The organism is Dactylosporangium sp. NPDC049140 (assembly GCF_040648435.1).
In genome coordinates, this window is the sequence record NZ_JBEZDS010000027.1 from 14483 (window position 1) to 32426 (window position 17944).

The window sequence follows — 17944 nt, forward strand, 5'->3', positions numbered from 1 at the left end:
CAGGGAGACTTTCCGGACCCAGCGTGGGGCCCGAGCGTCACCCGGGCGTCACCGGAGAAGGCGGCCCCGGTCAGACGATGCCGAGGCGCTGCGCCCGCAGGACGGTCGTGAGCCGGTCCCGGGTGCGCAGCTTGCGCTGCAGGTTCTCCTGGTGCTTGGTCACCGTCCGCGGCGAGATGCCGAGCCGGCGGCCGATCGCGGGGATGGTCAGGCCGTCGGCGAACAGGGCCAGCACGGTCAGCTCGCGCGGGGTGATCCGGTGCTCCTCGAGCGCGCTGGGCGCGCTGCCGGTGCCGTTCGCGCCCCGCCAGCGCACGACGGTCTCCAGGTGGCCGTCGAGCCGGGCGAGCACGGGCTGGACGCGGGAGAGGTACGCCTGCTCGTGGTCGGTGAAGTTGGTGTCCGGGCGCCCGAGCGCCACGAAGCGGAACCCGCCGCGCACGACGGACAGCGGCACGCCGACGTGCTCGGTGACGTCGCCGAGCTGTTCGCGGGCGGCGGCGTACCGCGGCGCGGTGAGCCAGCCGCAGTCGTCGGGCACGTCCCGCAGCGTGCGGGTACGCCAGGCGCGGCGCAGGCCGAAGTGCCGGACCAGCGGGTGCGCGGCGGAGTCGCCGTTGGTCATGGCGACCTCGTCGACCCAGGCGGGCCAGACCATCCGCCGGCGCGCGACGCCCTCGGGCCAGCCGATGTCGAACATCCCGGCGAGCGCGGCGTCGACGGACCCGCCCAGCTCGACGCAGACCCGCTGCCACGCCGAGCGACCCTCGTCGATGTCGACCATCGCGCACATGACGAGGTCGAGCATCCGCTCGTAGTCGCGTGCCGACAGCGCCGCCATACTGTCAGCATCTCGGCCGCGGAGCCGGACTCGACCGTACTGTCGGCTCCTCGTCTAGACGTTCAGCCTATCGAGGTCCGCCGGTCGGGCTACGTGACACGTCGTATGTCGCCGCGCCCGGGAGTCTGCGAGCATACGGGGGGCGGCGCAGCACGGTGCGGTGACGATGACCGGCGAGGCTGGGGCCATGCCAATGCCAGCCAACCGTACCGGCGTCTGCGTGCTCCGCGTGCAACGGCAACCGTCCGGCCTGCTGATCACCGTGCTCATGAACCCGGACATCGACACTCGCACGGCCGAGGAGTCCCGGCGGCTGCCCGACGTGGAAGCGGCGACCGCCGCCGTCCATGAGTTCCTCGAGCACTTCGCGGAGGAGGCGAGCCGGTGACGATCAGTGTGCTCGCCGATGCCGGAACCCCCGTCCTGCACCTGGCCGGCGGCCCCTGTCTCAGCCTCGGCGGCCGCCGCTACGAGGTACCGGAGGGCAGCAAGCGCCTGCTCGTGTTCGTGGCGCTGCGGACCGGCCGCATCGAGCGCCGCTGCGCCGCGGGAACCCTGTGGCCCACCGGCGACGACGCCCGCGCCGCGGGCAACCTGCGCTCGGCCCTGTGGCGCCTGCGGACGCTGCCGGTCGAGCTGATCCACGCGGACAAGTGGACCCTGTGCGTGTCCGGCGCGGTCACCGTGGACCTGAGCGTGATCAACGCCTGGGCGGCCCGCCTGATCCAGCGCACCGAGGAGCCGGCCGACCTCGTCATCGCCCCGTGGTGGGGCGACGCCCTGGACCTGCTGCCCGGCTGGTACGACGACTGGCTCCTCATGGAGCGCGAACGCCTGCGCCAGCGCATGCTGCACGCGATCGAGGCCGTGAGCGAGCGCCTGCGCGCGTCGTCGCGCTGCGCGGAGGCGGTGGAGGCGGCGCTGACGGCGGTGGGCGCGGAGCCGCTGCGGGAGAGCGCGCAGCGGGCCCTGATCGAGGCCCACCTGGCCGAGGGCAACTGGGTCGAGGCCCGGCGCAGCTACGAGGCGTACCGGGCGCTGCTGCGCTCGGAGCTCGGCGCCGAACCCGCCGCCGACCTGATCCGCCGCCTCCCGGTCCCGCGCCGCCGCGCCCAGATCGGCCGGCTGCGCGCCCCTGTCCCACAGTGACGGCTACGCCTGGTACGCCGGCACGCCGAGCAGCTCGTCCACCGTCACGAAGCGGTACCCCCGCGCCCGCAGCCCCGCGATCGTCTCGCGCACCGCGACCACCGTCTGCGTCCGGTCTCCCCCGCGGCTGTCGAAGCCGTCGTGGAAGATGAGGATCGAGCCCGGGCGGGTCTTGGCGATCGCGCGGCGGGCCATCCGTACCCCCGACGGCTGGAAGACCTCGAGGGCGTGGACGAACTCGCCCGCCACGGCGTGCAGCCCGCGGCGGCGCAGCATGCGCAGCAGGGCCGGCTGGCGCCAGAGCCACGGCGTGCGGGCCAGGGCCGGTGTGCGGCCCGTGACCCCCTCCAGGATGTGCTGGGTGCGCTCGACCTCGCGCTCGAAGGCCCGCGGCCGCAGGTAGGTGCCGAACCGGTGGCTCAGCGAGTGGTTGCCCAGCACGTGGCCGGCGTCCAGGGCGCGCACCGCGACCTCCGGGTGGCGCTCGACGCACTGGCCGACGTGGAAGAACGTCGCCCGGATGTCGTTGGCCTTCAGGAGGTCGAGGATCTGCGAGGTGTACGGCTCGTTGGGCCCGTCGTCGAAGGTCAGGGCGACGACCTTCTCGGCGGCGGGGGCGTGGTACGGGTACCGCCGCGAAGACGGCGCGAACGGCGACATCAGCAGCCAGTAGGACACGCCCAGCGCCGCCGCCAGGGTCAGGACCGCGAGCACGATCATCGGGACGTCTCCCGGAACGCCGGGGCCTGGCCGAGCACGCGGCGGCCCGCGGCGCGGTTCACGGCGTAGGTCAGCACGTAGTGCACGGGCAGGCTCACGAAGAGGTTGTAGGTCAGTCCACGGCTGAGCCGCCGGCCCGAGGTGTAGGTCGGGTTGCCGTGATCGTAGACGATCCGGCCCTGCGGCCGCAGGCGGCGCAGCTGGTCGAGCTCGTCGCCGCCCTGGGTCAGGGTGGTGTCGTAGCCGGTCCAGGCCTCGCGCCGGAACGCGATGTTCGTCGCGCTCGCGTAGACCGCGCGGCCGGTCATCTTGTAGACGCCGTTGACGGCGCCGAACAGCATCCGGCCGTAGGTCTGGCCCCAGCGCGGGCCGTCGGCGTACCGGCACGGCCCCACGACCGCGACGACGCCCTCGTCGGCCCGGAACCGGGCGTCGATGCGGCTGAGCCAGTCGCGGTCGTAGACCGTGTCGGCGTCGGCCGAGACCACGATCTCGCCGAGCGCCGCCTCCGTGCCCCGCTGCCGGGCGTTGCACACGCCGGGCACCGGCTCGGTCACGACCCGTGCACCGAAGTCGCGGGCGATGCCGGCGGTGTCGTCCGTGCAGTTGTTGTCGACCACGACGACCTCGAACTCGCCCTCGAAGTCCTGCTTGCGCAGGGAGAGGAGGGCGTCGGTGAGGTAGGCCGCCTCGTTGAAGCACGGAATGACGATGCTGAACCTGGGCCTGTCAGTCATGGGAAGAGTCTCGACCTCCGGACGGCTCGAAACGATCCGGATCTCCCCCGAATTCCATCGGGGGCTTTCCCCCTAGTCCGGCCTCCGGCTGACGCCATCCGTGTTCGCGCGGTCGAACACCACCGACCACGGGCCCGGCGCGCCCAGGATGCGCCCGGGCACGTCGGCACGGGTCTCCAGCACGGCGCCGGCCAGCTCGCCGAACCGCGCCGCCGCCGGGTGCGGGGCGCGCCGCGGCCACACCGCCGACGTCTCCTGCCACAGCGGGTCGCCCGCGAGGGGCCGCCACGCGACCCGCGGCTCGCGCCGCACCGCGTCCTCGCGCTCCAGGCCCACCCCGAGCCCGGCCAGGACGAGGCCGCAGAGGAACTCCGGATTGCGGGCGTGGCGCACCCGCGACGGCACGAACCCGAGTTCCCGGCAGGCGCCGATCAGGGTGTCGTACCACTGCGGCGCCGTCGCCCGCGGAAACACCACGAGCCCCTGCCCGGCGAGCTGGTCCACGGTGAGCTCGGCCAGCCGGGCCAGCGGCGAGACGCGCGGCAGCACGACGCCGAGGCGCACCCGGGTGACCGGTCCGCGGCGCAGGTCGGCCGCGTCGACCGGGTGGTGCACGAGGCCCACGTCCAGCCGCGCCGCGGCCAGCAGGTCGAGCTGCTCGGCGGTGGTCAGCTCCTGCAGGTCGACGTCCAGCCCGGGGGCCTGCTCGCCGAGGCGGCGCAGGATCTCGCCGAGGGCGGCCGCGGGCGTCTCCGGCGGCACCCCGGCGCGCAGGGTGCCGAGGTCGCCGTCGCGGATGCTGTGCATGAGCGCGCGGAGGCGCCGCTCGGCCGCCAGGAACTGGGGCGCCTCGTCGCGCAGGGCGCGGCCGGCCGCGGTGAGCTCGGTACCGCGGGGCAGCCGGTCGAACAGCGTCACGCCCAGTTCGCGCTCCAGGCGGCGCATCGCCTGGCTCAGCGGCGGCTGGGCGATGCCGAGCACCTCCGCGGCCCGGCTGAAGTGCAGCTCCTCGGCGACGACGAGGAAGTACCGCAGGTGCCTCGACAGGTCGGCCATGGAGTCGACCTTAGTGTTGACCTTATGTTGATCGAGGAGACCTTCGCCGCGGCCGGGGTGCGGGGCCGGCTGCACGCGTGCGACATCGACTCGGGGCGGGCGGTCGGCGTGGGCGCCGGCGAGCCGGTCGTGCTGTCGTCGATCGTCAAGGTCCTGCTGGTGCTGGAGTTCGCCCGGCAGGTCGCGGCCGGCGCCCTCGACCCGGCCGAGCGTGTCGTGATCGGCGCCGGCGACCGCTTCGGCGGCTGGGGTACCGCCGGATGCGCCGACGACGTCGAGCTGTCCCTGCGCGACCTCGCGTACTTCGCCATGTCCGTCAGCGACAACAGCGCCGCCGACGTCCTGCTGCGCCGCCTCGGCGGCCCGGACCTGCTCGCGCTGCTCGCCGCCGAGCTCGGCCTGCACCGCACCCGGGTCGTCGGCGGCCCCCGGGAGATGCTCGAGTCGATGTTCGCCGACATCGGCGCCCGCGACGACGCCGAGTTCGCGCGGTTGTTCCCGACGCTGCCGCCGGAGCGGGTGGCGGCGCTGCGCGTGTTCGACCCGCGGCGCACGACGTCGAGCACCCCCGAGGAGATGACCCGCCTGCTCCGCCTGGTCTGGCGCGACGAGGCCGGCCCGCCCGCGGCGTGCGCGGCGGTCCGCGACCTCATGGCCCGCCAGCTGTCCTGGACCCGGCTCCGGTCGGGGTTCCCGGCCGAGGTCCGGGTCGCGGGCAAGACCGGCACGCTGCCGGGGCTCGCGATGGAGATCGGGGTCGCGGAGTACCCGGACGGCGGTCGCTACGCAATCGCGGTCTTCGTCACCGGCGGCGGCCGCGCGCCCCGCATCGAGGTCGACACGGCCCTGGGCCGGGCCGCCGCGGCCGCCGTCTCCGAGCTGCGTGACCAGCGCTGATATCCACTCGGATATGGGCCGTGCCGGGCCTTGGTCTTGGACAGCCCGAGCGGCGCGGTGCTTGGGTGGTCGCCATGATCGAAACTCGTGATCTGAACCGCCGCGCCCTCATCCGCACCGCCGTCGCCGGCACCGCCGTGGCCACCGGCCTCGCCGCCGCCGGCCGGGCCGCGGCCGACCCGGCCGCCGACCGCTCCGGCAACGGCACATTCCGATGGTTCGGTACCTCCGGCTGGCGCATCGACGTCAACGGGCGCACGGTCCTCGTCGACCCGTACCTCACGCGCTACCCCACCGGCCTGTTCACGGGCGCGTTCGACCCGGCGACGCCGCTGCGGGCCGACCCCGACGCGATCGGCCCGCGGATCGGCCGGCCGGAGACGGTCCTGGTCACGCACACGCACTGGGACCACTTCAACGACGTACCGCACATCGCGAAGACCGTCGCCGGCGTCCGCGTCCTGGGCACCCTCACCGCCTACCACCTGGCGCTCGCCTCGGGCGTGCCGGGCGGCCAGGCGATCCCGGTCAAGGGCGGCGAGTACCTCGACTTCGGCGACTACACCGTCGAGGTGGTCGCGGCGCTGCACAGCCGCAACGCCGCCTACTCGCTCGCGTTCCCGGGCGTGCGGGTCGCCCAGCCGCCGGCCCCGCAGACGATCGCGGACCTGCCGGAGGGCGACACCCTCGCCTACCAGGTGACGATCGCGGGCGGCCCGAAGGTCTTCTTCATGGGCGGCAGCGACTTCGTCGAGCGCAACCTCACCGGCCTGGCCCCGGACGTGGCGATGGTCGCCCTGCCGTCCGGCGGCGTGGTGCACGACTACACCGCGCGGCTGCTGACGGCGCTGGACCACCCGCGGGTGGTCGTCCCGGTGCACTGGGACAACTTCGAGACCCCGCTGCACAACCCGCCGGCGGTGGCCGCCTCGGACCAGGCCAAGCTCGACGCGTTCGTCGCCGCGATCCACCAGGCCTCGCCGCGCGCCCGGGTGCTGATGCCGGAGTACGACACGCCGTACACCTTCTGACGCCCCCGCGGCCGGGGGAAACGACGGGCGCTTCCCCCGGCCGCGCGGACGGCGTCAGGCCTTGGGCAGTTTGGCGATGAGCGCCTTGGCCTCGTCGATCACCTTCGGCTTGAGCTGGTCCTTCGGCACGAAGCTGGTGCCGAAGGTCACCAGGCTCACGGAGAAGTAGAGGTTGCTGTCGACCAGGCGGATCGTGTAGTCGCTGGTCTTCGAGCCGATGTCCCAGTCCCGGTTGGTGCCGTACGACTGCTCGCCCAGGCCGCTCAGGTCGGCGTCGAAGAACCGTTTCTTGTCCGCGTCGTAGCCGACGTCGAAGTAGTCCTTCGCGTCGTCGGCGGTCGCGTACACCTGGGTCTTGATGCCGAAGGTCACCTTCACGCCGGAGGACATGCGCAGGTCGAAGTCGCAGTCCGAGCGGGCGACGTCGCCGGTCTTGCGCACGTTCGGCGTGGACTTCTCCTTCTTGGCCGCGTACGGGCCGAGCGCGGTCAGGTCCGACGAGCACAGGTCGCCCGGCGCGGCGTACTTCGCCGGCGCGGCCGCCTTGGTCGGGGTGGCGCCCTTCGTCGGGGCCCTGGTCGGCAGGGCGGGGCCGGTGGTGGTCGCGCCCGTGGTCGAGGCCGACTGGGCGCCCGGCGTCTCCGGGTCGTCGGAGCTCGTCAGCTGGCGGATGGCCAGCACGCCGCCGACCAGGGCCAGGACCACGACGCCGGCGATCACGCTGATCAGCACCCAGGGCAGCGTGCCGCGCGGTCCGCCGGGCGGCGGCCCGGGCGCCTGCCAGGACTGGGTGGGCGGCGGCTGCGGCGGGTACCCGGGGGGCGGCGCGTACTGCGGTGGGTAACCCGGCGCGGCCGGCTGGCCGGGGAAAGCCCCGGTCGGCGGCGGCCCCGGCGGCTGGCTCGGAAAAGCGCCGGTCGGCGGCGGGTACTGCGGCGCCCCGTACTGCGGCTGCGGCGGGTAGCCGGGCGCGGCCGGCTCCCCGAACTGCGGCGGCGGGTAGCCCGGCGCGGCCGGCTCCCCGTACTGCGGCGGGTAGCCGGGCGCGGCCGGCTGGCCCGGGAAGGCACCGGTCGGTGGCCCGGACGGCGCCGGTTGGGCGCCGTAGTACTGGTTGTGGCTGGGTTCACCGTTCGGCGGATAGGTCACGGACGTCACCGTAGTCGATGTCCGCGGTTCGCATTGTCCCGCCGGAGGCCGTGCTCAGGCGGTGCCGGAGCCGACCGCCCGCCACTACGTCATGCTGCGCGACGGCGCCATGGCCGCCGGCTGCCTGTTCGACCCGGCCCTGGTCGCCGAGACCTTCCTCACCGCCATCGAGGGGCTCCTGCCGGCGCGCGGCGGCGGGGCGTAGTTCATCCGCGGACGGCCACCCGTGGCGCGGTGCGAGTGAGCGAAAGCCGCTGGTCCCGACCGTAGGATGGCGGCGGTGAAGGTCGCTGCGGCGCTGCGCCGGGACGTGGTCGGGGGCGTGCTGCTGCTCGTGGCGACGGTCGCGGCGCTGGTCTGGGCGAACTCGCGGTGGGCCGCGGCCTACGAGACGCTGCGCGGCACCGAGGTCGGGCCGGCCGCCTGGCATCTGCGCCTGCCGCTGGCCGTGTGGGCCGCCGACGGGCTGCTCGCGGTGTTCTTCTTCCTCGTCGGCAACGAGCTCAAGCAGGAGTTCGTCCACGGCGAGCTGCGCCACCCGCGCCGGGCGCTGCTCCCGATCGCCGCCGCCCTGGCCGGTGTCGTCGTCCCGGCGCTCGTGTTCGCCGCGGTCAACGCCGGGCACGGCGAGGCCGCCGCCGGCTGGGGCATCCCGATGGCCACCGACGTCGCGTTCGCCGTCGCCGTGCTGGCCCTGGTCGGCCGCGGGATCCCGCCGGCATTGCGTACGTTCCTGCTGACCCTCGCCGTCGTCGACGACCTCGTCGCCATCGTCGTGATCGCGGTGTTCTACGCCGCCGGGGTGAGCTGGCCGCCGCTCGTGGCCGCGCTGGGCCTGCTCGCCGTGTTCGGGCTGCTGCAGACCGGGCGGGCCGCGGCGTGGCTGCGGGCGCTGCGGGTGCCGGGGTCGGCGGTCGCGGTACCGCTGGCGGTCGCGGTCTGGGTTCTGACGCACGAGAGCGGGGTCCACGCGACGATCGCCGGCGCCGCGCTGGGGCTGCTGATGCGGACCCGGGCCCTGCCGGGCGAGGCGACCGACCCGAGCCGCCGGGCCGAGCACCTGCTGCGGCCCGTCACCGCCGCGGTGGTCCTGCCCGTCTTCGCCTTCCTGGCCGCCGGAGTCACCTTCCGCACCGCCGGCCCCTTCGGCGACACGGTCACCGTCGGGATCGTGCTCGGGCTCGTCGCCGGCAAGGTCGCCGGGATCGCCGGCGGGGCCTGGCTGACCGCGGCGCTCACGCCGGCCGAGCTCAGCCCCGAGCTGGGCTGGTGGGACATCGTGGGCCTGGCCCAGCTGGCCGGGATCGGCTTCACGGTCTCGCTGCTCATGGCCGAGCTGTCCTACGGCAGCCGGCGCCTGCTCGACGACGCCAAGAGCGGCGTGCTCGCGGGATCCGCGATCGCGACAGTCCTCGCCGCGGCCATCCTGTCGGTCCGCGCGGCCCGGTACCGCCGCCGCGCCCCGCCGGCGTGATGCCGCGCATGTTCGGCCGCCGGTCGGGAAGAATGCCGGTATGTCGGTACCGCAGCGTGTGACGGCGATCAGGCAGGCCCTCGGCGGCGTCGGGGTGTGGACCAACACGGTGCAGCGGGAGCCCGCCGCCGTGCAGCGCGAGGTGGTGGCCCGCATCGAGGCGCTCGGGTACCGCTCGGTGTGGCAGGGCGAGGTCGTCGGGGCCAACGACGTCTTCGCGCAGGAGGCGGTGTGGCTGGCCGCCACCTCGCGGATCGTGGCCGGCACCGGGATCGCGAACATCTGGGCGCGCCACGGCAGCACGGCCCGCGCCGCGGCGGCCACGCTCGCCGATGCCTGGCCGGGGCGGTTCGTCCTCGGGCTGGGCGTCAGCCACGCGCCGATGGTGGAGCAGTCCGGCCAGTCGTACCGTCATCCGCTGCAGCGCATGCGCGAGTACCTCACGGCGCTGGGCGACACCCCGGCCGCCCTGCCCGTCGTGCTCGCCGCGCTCGGCCCGCGCATGCTGGAGCTGGCCGCCGACCGCACCGACGGCGCGCACACGTACTTCGTGCCGCCCGAGCACACCGCCGAGGCCCGCGCCGCGCTCGGCCCCGACCGCCTGCTCATCCCCGAGCAGGCCGTGGTCGTGGAGACGAGCCCGCAGGTGGCGCGCGAGGTGGCGCGGCGGCACACCGTGCGGTACCTGCAGCTGCCGAACTACGTCAACAACCTCCGCCGCCTGGGGCTCGCCGACGAGGACCTGGCCGGAGCCGGCAGCGACCGGCTCGTCGACGCGATCGTCGCCTGGGGCACCCCCGCGGACATCGTCGAGCGCGTGAAGGCCCACCACGACGCGGGCGCCGACCACGTGCTCGTCCAGCCCCTCGGCGAGGGCCCCAACGACACCCTGCGCCAGCTCGAGGAGCTCGCACCGCTTTTGGGGTGAGGCGACGGTACCTCCGGCCGCCCTACGCTCGGAACCGTGTTGGGACTCCTGGTGCGATTCGACCTGCGCGACGAGGAAGCGGCCCGCGCGTTCGACCGGCTCGCGGCCGAGACGAGCGCGGCGGTCCGGGCGAGCGAGCCGGGCGCCATCGCGTACACCATGCATCACGTCGCCGGCGAGCCGCTCGCCCGGGTCGTCTATGAGCTCTACCGCGACGACGAGGCGCTCGACGAGCACCGGCGGCAGGCGCACACCCGGCGGCTGCTCACCGAGGCCGAGCACTGGGCCGTGCACCGGCGCGTCGAGATGGTCGAGCCGGTCCAGGGGTTCGGGTGACGGGCGGCAGCGCCCCGCTGTCCGGGCAGACCGTGGTGGTGCTCGGCGGCAGCGGCGGCATCGGCCTGGAGACGGCCCGCCAGGCCAGCACGTCCGGGGCCGACGTGCTGCTCGTCGGCCGCGACCAGGACCGCCTCGCCCGGGCCGCGGCGAACCTCGACGCCGCCGGCGTCGCGGCCTTCGACGTCACGGATCCCGAGTCCCTGCAAGGGTTTTTCGCCGAGCGGGCCGAGCCGGTCGACCACGTCATGGTGACCGTGGGCGGCAACTACTACACGCGCCTGGCCGACCTTGACCTCGAGCAGGCCCGCCGCCTCGTCGACGAGCACCTGTGGCTGCCCCTGCACCTCGCCCGCGCCGTCACCGGGAAGATCCGCCCGTCCGGGACGCTGCTGTTCATGGGTGGTACCGGCGGCCGCCGTCCCGGCCCCGGCCAGCTGCTGTCGGGCGCCCTCACCGCCGCGATGCCCGCGCTGGTGGCGAACCTGGCGCTCGAGCTCGCGCCGGTGCGGGTCAACCTCATCGCCGCGGGGTTCGTCGACACCGACCTGTCGGCCCGCCTGCTCGGCGACGAACTCGACGTGCGCCGCGCGGAGCTGCGCGCGCACCTGCCCATCCGCCGCGTGGTCGGCCCGGGCGACGTGGCGGCCCTGGCGGTACACCTCATGACGAACACGGCCCTCACCGGCGCGACCTACGACGTCGACGGCGGCCAGCAGCTCACCTGAAGTCGCCGGCGTGGTCGCGGGCCCACGCGGCGAACGTGCGCGCCGGCCGGCCGGTGACGTCCTGCGCCGTGGTCAGCGAGGTGTCGGCCGGCGCGTCGACGACCGGCTCGTCGACGACCGGCTCGTCGACGCCGGAGTACGACTCGAAGCCGGTGAGGAAGTCGGCCGAGGCGGCCGCGAAGCCGCCCTGCGCGAGGTACAGCTCACGGGCCCTGGCCGGCGTGACCACCTCGAGCCGGATGTCCGCCCCGATCGCGCCGGCGATCGACTGGATCTGTTCGCGCCGGCTGATCCAGGCCGGGCCGTTCAGGGTGTACGCCCTGTGCTCGTGCCCCTCCCCCAGCAGCGCCACGGTGGCCACGTCGGCGATGTCGCGCTCGTGCACGGGGTGGCCGGCCCAGTCCGGGAACGGGTCGCGCACCACCCGCTCGGCCCGGATCGACAGCCCCCACAGCCACAGCGTGTTGAGCATGAACTCGCCGGGCCGCACGTGCGTCCACTCCAGGCCGGACGCCTCCACCGCCTGCTCGACGGGCAGGTGGAAGTTGGTGTCGTACCCGGTCGTCACCGCCCCCGAGGACAGCGTCACGATCCGGCGGACCCCCGCGCGCGCGGCCAGCGCGACCACCTGCGGCGCCGTCGCCGCGTACGGGAACAGGTACATCCGGTCCACGCCCCGCAGCGCCGGGCCCAGGCTGTCCGGCTCGGCCAGGTCGCCCGGGACGACCTCGACGCCGCCGGGCCGGTCGGGGCGCGGCCTGCGACTCATCACCCGCACGTCCACGCCCGCCGCGACGAGCTGCTCCACGACGAGCCGGCCGACGTTCCCGGTGCCCCCGGTCATCAGAATCCGCATCCTTCTGCCTAGCACGGCTTGACCCTGACGCAGCGTCAACCCTCCATGCTTGCCGCCATGAGCATCCACGTGCAGGGCATCGAGAAGTCGTACCGGCAGCTGCCCGTGCTGCGCGGCGTGGACTTCACCGTGGCGCCGGGCAGTATCTTCGCCCTCCTCGGGGCCAACGGCGCGGGCAAGACCACGCTCATCCGGATCCTGTCCACGCTGCTGCGGGCCGACGCCGGTACGGCCCGGGTCAACGGCTTCGACGTCGCCGCGCAGGCCGCCGACGTGCGCGCGTCAATCAGCCTCACCGGGCAGTTCGCGGCGGTCGACGAGATCCTCACCGGGCGGGAGAACCTCGTGCTGATCGCCCGGCTGCGCCACCTCGACGGCCCGGGCCCGATCGCGGACGGGCTGCTGCGGCGTTTCTCGCTGACCGAGGCGGGCGCCCGGAGGGTGGCGACGTACTCCGGCGGCATGCGCCGCCGCCTCGACATCGCGATGAGCCTGATCGGGAACCCGCCGGTCATCTTCCTCGACGAGCCGACGGCCGGGCTGGACCCGCAGGCGCGCGCCGAGGTGTGGGAGTCCGTCAAGGAGCTCGCCGGCCGGGGCACGACGGTGCTCCTCACCACCCAGTACCTGGACGAGGCCGAACAGCTCGCCGACCGGATCGCGATCCTCCACGAGGGTCGAATCGTGGTCGACGGCACCCTGGAAGACCTCAAACGAGGCGAGGGGCGGTCCACCCTCGAGGACATCTTCTTCGCGGTCGTCGGCGACGCCACGGCCGGGAAATAAGGAGCGACAATGGCCACCCACTTCCTGGGCGACACCGCCGTGCTCGCCGGGCGGACCCTGCGCCACGTCACGCGCAGCCTCGACACCATCATCACGACCGTGATCACGCCGATCGCCATGATGCTGCTGTTCGTGTACGTGTTCGGCGGCGCCATCGACACGGGCGCGGTCCCGTACGTCAACTACATGCTGCCGGGCATCCTGCTCATCACGATCGCCTCGGGCATCTCGTACACCGCGTTCCGGCTCTTCACCGACATGAGGTCGGGGATCTTCGAGCGCTTCCAGTCCATGCCGATCGCCCGGTCCGGCGTCCTGTGGGCGCACGTGCTGACCTCGCTGGTGGCCAACGTCATCTCGCTCGTGGTCGTCATCTGCGTCGCCCTGCTCATGGGCTTCCGCTCCGGCGCCGGGGTCGGGGCCTGGCTCGCGGTGGCCGGCATCCTCGCCCTGTTCACCCTGGCCCTGACGTGGATCGCCGTGATCCCCGGCCTGACCGCGAAGACCGTCGACGGCGCGGGCGCGTTCGCGTACCCGCTCATCTTCCTGCCGTGCATCAGCTCGGCGTTCGTGCCGACCGGCACCATGCCCGGCCCGGTACGCGCCTTCGCCGAGCACCAGCCGGTGACGTCGATCGTCGACGCGGTCCGCGACCTGTTCACCGGGCAGCCGGTCGGCACCGGGATCTGGGTCGCGCTCGCCTGGTGCGCCGGCATCCTCGTCGTGGCCTACGTGTTCGCGAACGTCACGTACCGTCGCAGGATCTCCTGACGACGGCGAGGACCGGGCATGCTGACGATCGGTCAACTGGCGGCGTACGCCGGCGTCACCGTGCGGGCGGTGCGGCACTACCACCAGATCGGACTGCTGCCCGAGCCGGAGCGGGACGCGTCGGGCTACCGGCGGTACGGCGCCAAGGCGGTCGTCGCGCTCGTGCGGGTCCGCACCCTCGCCAACGCCGGCGTGCCGCTGGCGCGGATCGGCGAGATGCTCGACGCCGACGCCCCGGCCTTCGCCGGGGCGATCGAGCGGATCGACCGGCACCTGCGCGACGAGATCGAGCGGCTGGAGACGAGCCGCAAGCAGATCGCGCAGCTCGCGGCCGGCGACAGCCTGGCCCTCCCGCCGTCGGTGATCGCGTACCTCGACCGGCTCCGGGCGATCGGCGCGTCGGAGCGGCTGGTGGCGGGCGAGCGCGACGGGTGGATCCTGGTCTCGGCGCGCTGGCCCGAGTACATCGGCGCAATCATGCCGGCGAAGATGGCCCAGCTCGACAACCCGCGGGTGGTGCGGCTGTACCGGCTCTTCTCCGACCTCTTCGAGACCGGCGGCGACCGCGGCGACCCGCGCCTGGCGGAGGCCGCCGACATCATGGCGGCCATGCTCGAGGAGGCCCGCTCGGCCGGCGAGGGTGACCCGCGCGACACGACCCACGACGACCTGCCGTTCCACCTCCTGGACGCGCTGGCCGTGGAGTCCGACCCGCGCGCGGAGTGGATGCTGGACCTGATGCGCGAGCGCGGCTGGGCCAGCTGGACCCGGCTGGAGCGCCTGGACGAGCCGAGGACCTCAACCGGTCCGGCGGGCAGCTGAGGGACCTGGTGACGGCGTTTCGGTACTCAGCCCGAGCAGCCGGTCGCCGAGGTCCGAGCGGCGGTACAGCACCGACCGCCCGTGCCGCGCCGTGATGAGCAGGCCGCCCGCGTGCAGGGCCCGCAGGTGCTGGTTCACGGCCGACGGCGTCACGCCCAGGCGCGAGGCCAGCTCCGTGGACGAGGCCGGCGTCTCCAGGTGCTGCAGCAGGCCCGCGCGGGTGGCGCCGATGAGCTCGGCGACGGCGCCCGGGGCGGGCAGGGTCTGCGGCTGCCACAGGGTGGCCAGGCCGCGCGCCGCGTACAGGATCATCGGGGGCTCCTCCGGCGCGATCGGGGCCGACGCGTTCCAGGTCCACAGGGTCGGAACCAGGGTCAGGCCGTCGGTGACCACCCGGGTGTAGCGCACCTCGGCGTTCGGCAGCCGGACCTCGACCACGCGGCCGGCGAGGCGCACGGTGCCCGACAGCTCCGCGAACATCGCCGCCGGGCCGCCCTGGGCGAGGCGGCGGCCCCGGTACGTCACGTCGCCCTCGAGCAGCGCCCGCATCCGGGGCCAGTGCGGCGCGAAGCATCGCTGCCAGTAGTCGCGCAGCGCGGCGACGATGCGGGCGAGCACGCGCGGGCCGGAGCCGCGCAGCGGCGGCGGCAGCGGGGTGGTCCCGTGCACGGCCCGCAGGTCGCGCCGCACGGCGGCCGGGTCGGTGCCGGCCAGCCGGGCCAGCTCGTCGTCCAGGCGGGTCAGCGGCGAGTGCGGGCGCGGGCTGAGGAAGTCGGGCGTCCAGCCGCGCTCGTTGGTGAGCGCGAGCAGGACGGCGTCGTCGAGCTGGTCGCGTACCGACGCCAGATCCCGCAGCCAGGGCAGGTGCAGCGGGAAGAGGCCGGGGTGCCGCCAGGCGCGCAGGGACAGGACGAGCTCGTTCAGCGGCGACACCGCGAACCGGACGTCGCCCAGGTCCGGGCCGCCCAGCTCGTACCTGATCATGAAGCACAACGCTACATCGTTTTGGCCCGCGAGCGGGAGGCTGCGATAACTGCGGGCATGTGTTACGACGAGAGCGACCTCGTGCCCGTGCCGCCCGGCGAGGAGCATCCGGTCCGCGGGGCCGAGCTCGAGCTGACCGCCGCCGACGGCAGCCGGGTGGCCGCGTTCCTGGCGCGGCCCGAGCGACCGGCCGGGCCCGCGATCGTCCTGCTGCCCGACGCCGGCGGCCTCGACCCGTTCTACCGCGAGCTGGCGGGGAGGTTCGCCGGGCTCGGGCACCCCACGCTCGCGATCGACTACTACGGCCGCACGACCGCGTCACCCGCGCGCGACGGCGGCTTCGATTACCTGCCGCACCAGCAGCGGCTCCTCCGCGACGCGATGCTGCTCGACGTGGCCGCCGCGGTGCAGCGTCTCGGCGGCCGGCCCTACGTGCTCGGCTTCTGCCTCGGCGGGGCCACCGCGCTGCTGGCCGGTACCACCGGCATCGACGTCGCCGGCGTCGTCGCGTTCTACCCGTGGACCGGTGACCTGGGCCGCGAGCCGGCGCTGCCCGACGCGTTCGTCGCCGGCGTGCGGGTCCCCGTGCTCGGGCTCTTCGGCGGCGCCGACGAAGTCGTTCCGGCCGCCGTCCACCGGGCGTTCGACGAACATTTGACTGCGGCGGGTGTACCGCATGAGCTCGTCGTCTATCCCGGCGCGCCGCACGGGTTCTTCGAGCGGCACTACCTCGATCGGGAGGTGCGGCCGGACACGGTGGACGACGTCTGGCGCCGGCTGGCGGCGTTCCTCGTTTGACGCGGTCGCGGCGGGGCACGGGGACCGCATGCCCGCTTCGGACAACCGCTCGGTGGCCCGCATCACGGCGATCGTCATCGCGATGGTGCTCGCGACGGGGCTGGCGTTGCTGCTGCTGTACCAGATGCGCCAGGTGCTGGTGTGGATCGTCGTCGCCGCGCTGTTCGCCACCGCCCTGCACCCGCTCGCCGACTGGGTCGAGCGGCACGTGACGTGGTGCCGGCGCTGGCTGTCCACGCTCGTGGTGTTCCTCGCCGTCTTCGTGCTGCTGGGCGGGCTCGTCGCGCTGTTCGTCACGCCGCTGGTGCACGAGGGGGCCCGGTTCGCCGACGAGGCACCGCAGCTGATCGCGGACGCCCGGGCCGGGCGCGGGCCGGTGGGCGACGTGCTGCGGCGGTTCCACGTGCTGCAGTGGATGCAGCAGCACCGGGAACAGATCCAGCAGTACGTGCGCAGCTTGGGCGGCGGCACCCTGGCCTTCGCCCGCTCGGCGGCCAGCACGGTCGCCGGCATCGTGACGATCTTCGTGCTGTCGTACCTGATGGTGCTCGAGGCGCCGAAGGTCCTCGCCACGTTCCTGGCGCTGTTCGCGCCCGAACGCGCCGAGCGCGTCCGCCGGGTCGGGCGGGACTGCGCGAAGACCATCACCGGGTACATCAGCGGCAACCTCCTCATCAGTGTGATCTGCGGCCTGCTGACGTACGTCGTGCTGCTCCTCACCGGCGTGCCGTTCGCGGGGCTGATCGCCGTGTTCGTCGCGGTGGCCGACCTGGTCCCGCTGGTGGGGGCGACGCTGGGCGCGGTGGTCGCGGCCGTGGCCGGGTTCGTGCACTCCACGACCGCGGGCATCATCGTGATCGTCTTCTTCGTCGTGTACCAGCAGCTGGAGAACCACCTGCTGCAGCCGGTGATCCTCTCGCGAACGGTCAAGCTCAACCCGCTCACGGTGCTGATCGCCATCCTCGCCGGCGTCGACCTGGCCGGCATCCTGGGCGCGCTGCTGGCCATCCCCGTCGCCGGGATGATCCAGATCATCGTGCGCGACGTCTGGGACACCCACCGCGGCGGCCTCAAGCCCGCGGCGACGGTCGGCGAGGACCGTACCCCGGCTAGTCCTTCCTGAGGATCTCCCGGCCCTGCTCGGCGGCGCGGCTGATGCTCTCGCCGACGAAGTCGACGAAGTCGGCGATGTTCGCCAGCCGGGCCGCGGCCGGGCTGTCGGGGCCGAGGACCTCCACGCCCTGCCGGGCGGTCTCGGCGAGGCGGGCGTTGGCGCGGACGGTGGCCATCATCGACTGGTACCAGACGTCGTCGTCGACGATGTACCGCTCGCGGCGCCGCTCGTCGCGGTCGCGGCGCACGAGGCCCTGGCGCTCCAGGAAGGCGACCGCCTTGGAGACCGACGCCGGGCTGACCTGGAGGCGCGCGACGAGCCCGGCCGCGGTGAGGCTGCCCGCATCGGTGGTGTAGAGGCAGGTCAGGACCCGGGCCATCATCCGGGGCAGCCCCGACTGCATCAGGAACGTCGTGAACCGCTCCTCGTAGTCGCGCACGGCCCCGGCGTCGCGGCCGCGGGGCGGTTCCGGCCGCGGACCGCGCGGCGCCGTCGGCCGGCGCCGGTGGGCGCGCTGCTCGGTGGCCCGGTGGGCCGGCTCGGCGCGGTAGGCGGTGGGGCCGCCGTTGCGCATCACCTCGCGGGTGATCGTCGACGTGGGCCGGGCGAGGCGCCGGGCGATCTCCGCGTAGGCGAGCCCCTCGGCCACGCCCAGCGCGATCTGCTGCCGGTCCTGCTGGCTGAGCCGCACCGCGGTCTCCCTCCGCCTCGTCACCGTGGGCGAGCTTAGCGTTCACCGCCCAGTCAACGCAACGGCCGTTGCGTTG

22 protein-coding genes are annotated in these 17944 nt (G+C 74.1%); 14 read left to right on the forward strand and 8 right to left on the reverse strand.

The window, feature by feature from the left end; translation table 11 throughout:
• Positions 1–70 precede the first annotated feature (70 nt).
• Entirely contained in the window at positions 71–841 is a 771-nt protein-coding gene (locus tag AB0B76_RS34365) for a LuxR C-terminal-related transcriptional regulator (protein ID WP_360383176.1), read from the reverse strand.
• A gap of 187 nt (positions 842–1028) precedes the next feature.
• On the opposite strand from AB0B76_RS34365, the gene AB0B76_RS34370 reads away from it, so the two are divergent.
• Both AB0B76_RS34370 and AB0B76_RS34375 read left to right on the forward strand, forming a co-directional pair.
• The gene (locus AB0B76_RS34370; protein WP_360383177.1) at positions 1029–1229 is read left to right on the forward strand and encodes a hypothetical protein; all 201 of its coding nucleotides are present in this window, start codon (positions 1029–1031) and stop codon (positions 1227–1229) included.
• The gene (locus AB0B76_RS34375) at positions 1226–1990 is read left to right on the forward strand and encodes a BTAD domain-containing putative transcriptional regulator (protein WP_360383178.1); all 765 of its coding nucleotides are present in this window, start codon (positions 1226–1228) and stop codon (positions 1988–1990) included. The genes AB0B76_RS34370 and AB0B76_RS34375 overlap by 4 nt, the downstream gene beginning before the upstream one ends.
• Before the next feature lie 3 nt (positions 1991–1993).
• Here AB0B76_RS34375 and AB0B76_RS34380 read toward each other — a convergent pair whose 3' ends face one another.
• The 3 genes from AB0B76_RS34380 to AB0B76_RS34390 all read right to left on the reverse strand — a co-directional run bounded on the left by AB0B76_RS34380 (position 1994) and on the right by AB0B76_RS34390 (position 4503).
• Positions 1994–2710 carry a polysaccharide deacetylase family protein gene (locus tag AB0B76_RS34380; protein WP_360383179.1) on the reverse strand — a complete coding sequence of 239 codons (717 nt, stop codon included), beginning with the start codon at positions 2708–2710 and terminating at the stop codon, positions 1994–1996.
• Positions 2707–3447: a glycosyltransferase family A protein gene (locus AB0B76_RS34385; protein WP_360383180.1), complete on the reverse strand. Its 741-nt coding sequence runs from the start codon at positions 3445–3447 to the stop codon at positions 2707–2709. The genes AB0B76_RS34380 and AB0B76_RS34385 overlap by 4 nt, the downstream gene beginning before the upstream one ends.
• A 72-nt stretch (positions 3448–3519) precedes the next feature.
• The gene (locus tag AB0B76_RS34390; protein WP_360383182.1) at positions 3520–4503 is read right to left on the reverse strand and encodes a LysR family transcriptional regulator; all 984 of its coding nucleotides are present in this window, start codon (positions 4501–4503) and stop codon (positions 3520–3522) included.
• A gap of 24 nt (positions 4504–4527) precedes the next feature.
• Between AB0B76_RS34390 and AB0B76_RS34395 the strand changes: the two genes are divergently transcribed.
• Together AB0B76_RS34395 and AB0B76_RS34400 are read left to right on the forward strand one after the other, a co-directional pair.
• On the forward strand, positions 4528–5400 hold the full coding sequence (locus AB0B76_RS34395) for a serine hydrolase (RefSeq protein WP_360383183.1): 873 nt from the start codon (positions 4528–4530) through the stop codon (positions 5398–5400).
• 74 nt (positions 5401–5474) lie between these two features.
• Positions 5475–6431 carry an MBL fold metallo-hydrolase gene (locus tag AB0B76_RS34400; RefSeq protein ID WP_360383185.1) on the forward strand — a complete coding sequence of 319 codons (957 nt, stop codon included), beginning with the start codon at positions 5475–5477 and terminating at the stop codon, positions 6429–6431.
• A 54-nt stretch (positions 6432–6485) separates the two neighbouring features.
• Here AB0B76_RS34400 and AB0B76_RS34405 read toward each other — a convergent pair whose 3' ends face one another.
• A complete protein-coding gene (locus tag AB0B76_RS34405; RefSeq protein WP_360383187.1) occupies positions 6486–7580 on the reverse strand; it encodes a hypothetical protein in 1095 nt (364 codons plus the stop codon).
• A 61-nt stretch (positions 7581–7641) separates the two neighbouring features.
• Between AB0B76_RS34405 and AB0B76_RS34410 the strand changes: the two genes are divergently transcribed.
• From AB0B76_RS34410 to AB0B76_RS34430, 5 genes are all read left to right on the forward strand, one after another.
• Positions 7642–7785: a hypothetical protein gene (locus AB0B76_RS34410; RefSeq protein WP_360383188.1), complete on the forward strand. Its 144-nt coding sequence runs from the start codon at positions 7642–7644 to the stop codon at positions 7783–7785.
• Positions 7786–7860: 75 nt separating this feature from the next.
• Entirely contained in the window at positions 7861–9054 is a 1194-nt protein-coding gene (nhaA, locus tag AB0B76_RS34415; protein WP_360383190.1) for a Na+/H+ antiporter NhaA, read from the forward strand.
• Between the two features lie 40 nt (positions 9055–9094).
• Positions 9095–9982 (forward strand): TIGR03620 family F420-dependent LLM class oxidoreductase, encoded by an 888-nt coding sequence (locus AB0B76_RS34420; RefSeq protein WP_360383192.1) that lies wholly within the window; start codon positions 9095–9097, stop codon positions 9980–9982.
• A 36-nt stretch (positions 9983–10018) separates the two neighbouring features.
• Entirely contained in the window at positions 10019–10318 is a 300-nt protein-coding gene (locus AB0B76_RS34425) for an antibiotic biosynthesis monooxygenase (protein ID WP_360383194.1), read from the forward strand.
• Positions 10315–11046, forward strand: coding sequence for an SDR family oxidoreductase (locus AB0B76_RS34430; RefSeq protein ID WP_360383196.1), 732 nt, complete (start codon positions 10315–10317; stop codon positions 11044–11046). Before AB0B76_RS34425 ends, AB0B76_RS34430 begins: the two co-directional genes overlap by 4 nt.
• Here the strand turns inward: AB0B76_RS34430 and AB0B76_RS34435 are convergent.
• Entirely contained in the window at positions 11039–11890 is an 852-nt protein-coding gene (locus AB0B76_RS34435; protein WP_360383198.1) for an NAD(P)H-binding protein, read from the reverse strand. The genes AB0B76_RS34430 and AB0B76_RS34435 overlap by 8 nt on opposite strands.
• Positions 11891–11959: 69 nt before the next feature.
• Here AB0B76_RS34435 and AB0B76_RS34440 point away from each other — a divergent pair, with 69 nt between their 5' ends.
• The 3 genes from AB0B76_RS34440 to AB0B76_RS34450 are packed head-to-tail and all read left to right on the forward strand — an operon-like array spanning position 11960 to position 14281.
• Entirely contained in the window at positions 11960–12688 is a 729-nt protein-coding gene (locus AB0B76_RS34440; RefSeq protein WP_360383199.1) for an ATP-binding cassette domain-containing protein, read from the forward strand.
• Between the two features lie 9 nt (positions 12689–12697).
• Entirely contained in the window at positions 12698–13459 is a 762-nt protein-coding gene (locus AB0B76_RS34445; RefSeq protein WP_360383201.1) for an ABC transporter permease, read from the forward strand.
• Between the two features lie 18 nt (positions 13460–13477).
• Entirely contained in the window at positions 13478–14281 is an 804-nt protein-coding gene (locus AB0B76_RS34450) for a MerR family transcriptional regulator (RefSeq protein ID WP_360383203.1), read from the forward strand.
• On the opposite strand, the gene AB0B76_RS34455 is transcribed toward AB0B76_RS34450, so the two are convergent.
• Complete coding sequence (locus AB0B76_RS34455; protein WP_360383204.1) at positions 14258–15265, reverse strand: helix-turn-helix domain-containing protein; 1008 nt, start codon at positions 15263–15265, stop codon at positions 14258–14260. The two genes, AB0B76_RS34450 and AB0B76_RS34455, sit on opposite strands and share 24 nt — an antisense overlap.
• A 57-nt stretch (positions 15266–15322) precedes the next feature.
• Here AB0B76_RS34455 and AB0B76_RS34460 point away from each other — a divergent pair, with 57 nt between their 5' ends.
• On the forward strand, positions 15323–16063 hold the full coding sequence (locus AB0B76_RS34460) for a dienelactone hydrolase family protein (protein ID WP_360383206.1): 741 nt from the start codon (positions 15323–15325) through the stop codon (positions 16061–16063).
• Positions 16064–16091: 28 nt separating this feature from the next.
• Positions 16092–17186: an AI-2E family transporter gene (locus AB0B76_RS34465; protein ID WP_360383207.1), complete on the forward strand. Its 1095-nt coding sequence runs from the start codon at positions 16092–16094 to the stop codon at positions 17184–17186.
• Here the strand turns inward: AB0B76_RS34465 and AB0B76_RS34470 are convergent.
• Positions 17173–17892, reverse strand: coding sequence for a helix-turn-helix domain-containing protein (locus AB0B76_RS34470; protein WP_360383208.1), 720 nt, complete (start codon positions 17890–17892; stop codon positions 17173–17175). The genes AB0B76_RS34465 and AB0B76_RS34470 overlap by 14 nt on opposite strands.
• Between the last annotated feature and the right edge of the window lie 52 nt (positions 17893–17944).

Bases quoted from the DNA above. Each gene is read 5' to 3' on its own strand.
- AB0B76_RS34440 (WP_360383199.1), top strand. From the start codon at position 11,960: ATGAGCATCCACGTGCAGGGCATCGAGAAGTCGTACCGGCAGCTGCCC.
- AB0B76_RS34445 (WP_360383201.1), top strand. From the start codon at position 12,698: ATGGCCACCCACTTCCTGGGCGACACCGCCGTGCTCGCCGGGCGGACC.
- AB0B76_RS34465 (WP_360383207.1), top strand. From the start codon at position 16,092: ATGCCCGCTTCGGACAACCGCTCGGTGGCCCGCATCACGGCGATCGTC.
- AB0B76_RS34420 (WP_360383192.1), top strand. From the start codon at position 9,095: ATGTCGGTACCGCAGCGTGTGACGGCGATCAGGCAGGCCCTCGGCGGC.
- AB0B76_RS34395 (WP_360383183.1), top strand. From the start codon at position 4,528: ATGTTGATCGAGGAGACCTTCGCCGCGGCCGGGGTGCGGGGCCGGCTG.
- AB0B76_RS34450 (WP_360383203.1), top strand. From the start codon at position 13,478: ATGCTGACGATCGGTCAACTGGCGGCGTACGCCGGCGTCACCGTGCGG.
- AB0B76_RS34460 (WP_360383206.1), top strand. From the start codon at position 15,323: ATGTGTTACGACGAGAGCGACCTCGTGCCCGTGCCGCCCGGCGAGGAG.
- AB0B76_RS34435 (WP_360383198.1), bottom strand. From the start codon at position 11,890: ATGACCGGGGGCACCGGGAACGTCGGCCGGCTCGTCGTGGAGCAGCTC.
- AB0B76_RS34390 (WP_360383182.1), bottom strand. From the start codon at position 4,503: ATGGCCGACCTGTCGAGGCACCTGCGGTACTTCCTCGTCGTCGCCGAG.
- AB0B76_RS34380 (WP_360383179.1), bottom strand. From the start codon at position 2,710: ATGATCGTGCTCGCGGTCCTGACCCTGGCGGCGGCGCTGGGCGTGTCC.
- AB0B76_RS34455 (WP_360383204.1), bottom strand. From the start codon at position 15,265: ATGATCAGGTACGAGCTGGGCGGCCCGGACCTGGGCGACGTCCGGTTC.
- AB0B76_RS34365 (WP_360383176.1), bottom strand. From the start codon at position 841: ATGGCGGCGCTGTCGGCACGCGACTACGAGCGGATGCTCGACCTCGTC.
- AB0B76_RS34385 (WP_360383180.1), bottom strand. From the start codon at position 3,447: ATGACTGACAGGCCCAGGTTCAGCATCGTCATTCCGTGCTTCAACGAG.
- AB0B76_RS34370 (WP_360383177.1), top strand. From the start codon at position 1,029: ATGCCAATGCCAGCCAACCGTACCGGCGTCTGCGTGCTCCGCGTGCAA.
- AB0B76_RS34400 (WP_360383185.1), top strand. From the start codon at position 5,475: ATGATCGAAACTCGTGATCTGAACCGCCGCGCCCTCATCCGCACCGCC.